The organism is Roseisolibacter sp. H3M3-2 (assembly GCF_029211165.1).
In the GTDB taxonomy this organism is placed as follows: Bacteria; Gemmatimonadota; Gemmatimonadetes; order Gemmatimonadales; family Gemmatimonadaceae; genus Roseisolibacter.
Genome location: NZ_JARGEK010000409.1, coordinates 1 through 3914, shown reverse-complemented (window position 1 = coordinate 3914; position 3914 = coordinate 1). Strand labels below are relative to the sequence as shown.

Below are 3914 nucleotides of genomic sequence, written 5' to 3'. Positions count from 1 at the left end.
GACACCGCGACCGTGCGCGTGACGCGCCCGCGGCGCCCCGTCGCGCCGCGCGAGGTCGTGGGCGGGCTCCCGCTCCTGCTGCGCGACGGCGTCGTCGACCCGCGCGTCGACTCGACCGGCAACGCGGGCTTCCGCGGCCCGAACCCGCGGACCGCGGTCGGGGTGCGCGACGGCGGCCGCCGCCTGCTCCTCGTCACGACCGACGGCCGGCGCCCCGGCGTCGCGGTGGGCACGTCGCTGCGCGAGACCGCGGAGCTGCTGCGCGCCCTCGGCGCGACCGACGCGATCAACCTCGACGGCGGCGGGTCGACGACGATGGTCGCGCGCGACGCGTCGGGCGTCTTCCGCATCCACAACACCCCGTCGGACAGCGCGGGCGAGCGCCCGGTCGGGAACGCGCTGCTCGTGGTCCGGGGCCCCTGCCGCTGACCACCCTCCGCATCGACGGGTGCGAGCGCGAGGGACTGGTGCACGAAGCTCGCGCCGGCGCCGCCGGGGGCCGGGAGATCGACGACGGCGGGGAGTACGAGCGCTTGCCGCGGCGCTCGTACGTCGCCCCGTTCCTCGACGACTGAGCGGTCAGCCGTCGCCGTCGAGCAGGTTCCCCAGGCCGCCGAGGACGCTCCCCTCCTCGCGCCGGGCCCCGCCGGCGCGCTGCGCCGAGGCGAGGATGCGGTCGGCGAGGCGCGAGAACGGCATCGTCTGCAGGATGACGCGCCCGGGACCCGTGAGGTTCACGAAGAACAGCCCCTCGCCGCCGAACAGCGCCGTCTTGATCCCCGGCACCATCCGGATGTCGTAGTCGACGTTCGGCTGCATGGCGACCAGGCACCCCGTGTCGACGCGCAGCTGCTCGCCGGGCGCGAGGTCGATGGTGACCAGCGTCCCCGACGCGTGCAGGAACGCCAGCCCGTCGCCCTGCAGCCGCTGGAGGATGAACCCCTCGCCGCCGAAGAAGCCGGCGCCGAGCTTCCGCGTGAAGGCGATGGAGACGTCGGTGCCGCGGGCCGCGCAGAGGAAGGAGTTCTTCTGCGCGATGACCGTCCCGCCCCACTGCGCGAGGTCGAGCGGGACGATCTTCCCCGGCGTGGGCGACGCGAACGCGACGTCGCTGCGCCCGCGCCCGTGGTTGGCGAACATCGTGACGAAGAACGACTCGCCCGTGAGCAGGCGCTTGCCGCCCGAGAGCAGCTTCCCGAACAGTCCGCCCCCGCCCTGCCCGCTCGCGTCGAGGGTCGTCGCCATCTCGATCCCCTCGCGCATGTACATCATCGCGCCCGCCTCGGCGACCACGGCCTCGCCGGGGTCGAGCGTGATCACGACGGCCTGGAGGTCGTCGCCCAGAATCCGGTAGTCGATTTGATCGGCCATGCGGCAATCATGGCACGATCTGCTGCGACGTGACACCCCCCCCGACGGCCGGCGCGGCGGCGGGCGGCTGCAGCTGGTCGCGCCCCTTCTGCAGGAACGGGATCCCGCGCTGCATCCAGTCGGGCGCCGGCTCCCCCTTCAGGTGGTGCGCGAAGAACTGCTGCATGCGGCGGTCGACGTCGAGCTGGTTGGCGCGCTTGCGCGGGTTGTGCCCGTCGCCGTTGTAGTTCAGCAGGTACGCCTCCTTCCCGAACCGGCGCGCCGCCACGTACATCTCGATCCCCTGGTACCACGGCACGGCGCCGTCGGCGTCGTTGCTCATGATGAGCATCGGCGTCCTCACCTTGTCCATGTAGAACAGCGGCGAGTTCTCGATGTAGCGGAAGGGCGCGTCCCAGAGCGACTTGCCGATGCGGCTCTGCCCGTGCTCGTACTGCCCGGCGCGCGAGTTCCCGCTCTCCCAGCGGATGCCGCCGTAGGCGCTGGTCATGTTCGCCACCGGCGCGCCGAGGAACGCCGCCTTGAACATCGGCGTCTGCGTGATGATGTAGGCGCTCTGGTAGCCGCCCCAGCTCTGCCCGCCGATCCCGACCGCGTTCTCGTCGACGAAGCCGCGCGCGATCAGCGACTGCACGCCCGGGACGATCGACAGCATCGCGCTCCGCCCGGGGAAGCCGTCGGTGTAGGCGATGTCGGGGAAGAACACGAGGTAGCCGTTCGACGCGTAGACGGCCGGGTTGATGACGTTGCGCCCCGACGGGGTGTGATACTGGTGGAGGTTGTCCGACAGCGACTCGTAGAAGTACACGACCATCGGGTACTTCTTGGCCGGGTCGAAGTCGTCGGGCTTGTACAGCAGCCCCTGGAGCTGCGGGCCGTCGCCGCTCTTCCACGACACCAGCTCGACCCCGCCCCACCGATACTGCGCCTGCTGCGGGTTGGCGGCGGTCACCTTCGTCAGCTGGTCGAGCCGCGGCCCGACCCAGACGTCGGGCGCCTCGGCGTACGTCTGCCGCGTGACCGCGTACACGTCGGCGCCGCGCGCCTTGAGCGGCGCGCCGAAGCGCGCGTCGGCCATCACGATCCGCTCGGGGGCGCCGGCGGCGTCGAGCCGGTCGCGGTAGAAGCCGGCCGCCTTGGACGAGTCCTGGAACGCGCTCAGGAGCAGCGGCTGCGCCGGGTCGACGAAGCGGTCCTCCCGGTCGAGGTCGACCAGGCGGAACACCGTCCGCGTCCGCACCCCGACCGAGTCGGTCACGACGCGCGGCGCGCGCGCCCCCGCCGGGTCGACCTCCCACACGTCGTAGCGCGCGTTGAGCAGCAGCGCGCGGTCGCCGGTGGTCCACCCGGCCACCCCCCAGGGCGCCGGCTCGCTCGGCGTGTCCCACGTCTCCTGGTCGAAGCGCACGCCGGCCAGCGGCTTGGTCAGCTCCGCGGTCTTGCCGGTGCGCGCGTCGAACGACTTCCACCCGCCGTCCTGCCAGTACAGCACGAAGCGACCGGTCGGCGAGAGCTGCGCCTGGAACGGCACGCGCTTGGCCACGGCGCGGCGCGCCCCGGTGCGCGCGTCGAGGGCGTACACGTCGGAGCCGCCCTCCCCCCACATCCCCGAGATCGCGTAGGGGATCCCGGTCGACGCGAGCGCGGTGCGCCCGTCGTCGCTCACGGTGACCTGCTGCAGCGTGTCGTCGCCCAGCCGCGTCAGCCGGCTGGTGGCCAGCGTGTAGACGGCGGTGTACGCGCGGTTGCGCTCGCGCCCCGCGTCGAGCCGCTGCTGCGGCTGCAGGCGCAGGTCCTGGTAGTGCCAGAGGTCCACGACCGCCTTGTCGGCCAGCGAGTCGGCCGGGATCGAGTCGAGCGGCGGCGGCTGGAGCCCGAGCACGAGCGCCGAGCCGTCGCGGACGAAGCTCACCCCGCGGTCGCTCACCCGCAGGTCGCCCGGCGCGCCGCCCGGCGCCACCACCGCGCGCGCCGCCCCGCGCCCGTCGAGCCGCGCGTGCATCAGCGCGAAGCGCGGGCGCGGCGACGCGTACTCGTCGCGGTCGGTCACGAACGCGAGCTGCCGACCCGCGCGGTCGAATGTCAGCGCGCGGTAGTTCCCGCGCCCGCTCGCCAGCGCGACCTCGGCGCCCAGTGCCTGCGGCGTCAGCGGCCGCGCCCACGCGCCGTCGCGCTCCGCCGTGCGCGACGACGTGGCGTACGCCAGCCACCGCCCGCTGTCGGCGAAGGCGTAGCTCACCACGTCGTCGATCCGCGTCTCCTCGCCGGTGGCGAGGTTGCGCACGACGAGCGTCGTCCCCGGCTCCTTGCGGCGCTCGCGGCGCGACGCCGAGGCGTCGATCGGGCGCGCCGCACCGCCCGGCGTCACCGCCGCCGCCTCCGGCGCGCGCGCGCCCCCCGAGTCGCGCGCCGCGGCCGGGCGCGCCGCGCTGTCCGACGGCTCGAGCAGGTAGGCGAGCCACCCGCCCCCCTCGCGCGGCATCGCGAACGAGCGGACGCGCGGCACGGCGGTGACGCGGCCGTCGGCCAGCGACACCACCGCC

At 74.1% G+C, this 3914-nt stretch carries 3 protein-coding genes; 1 reads left to right on the top strand and 2 read right to left on the bottom strand.

Features of this window, described 5'->3' with window-relative positions; genetic code table 11:
* On the top strand, positions 1-429 hold a 429-nt coding region (locus PYV61_RS22055; protein ID WP_275835727.1), incomplete at its 5' end, for a phosphodiester glycosidase family protein.
* Between the two features lie 150 nt (positions 430-579).
* On the opposite strand, the gene PYV61_RS22050 is transcribed toward PYV61_RS22055, so the two are convergent.
* Together PYV61_RS22050 and PYV61_RS22045 are read right to left on the bottom strand one after the other, a co-directional pair.
* On the bottom strand, positions 580-1371 hold the full coding sequence (locus PYV61_RS22050; RefSeq protein ID WP_275835725.1) for a TIGR00266 family protein: 792 nt from the start codon (positions 1369-1371) through the stop codon (positions 580-582).
* Between the two features lie 7 nt (positions 1372-1378).
* The coding region (locus PYV61_RS22045; RefSeq protein WP_275835723.1) for a prolyl oligopeptidase family serine peptidase at positions 1379-3914 on the bottom strand (2536 nt) is incomplete at its 5' end.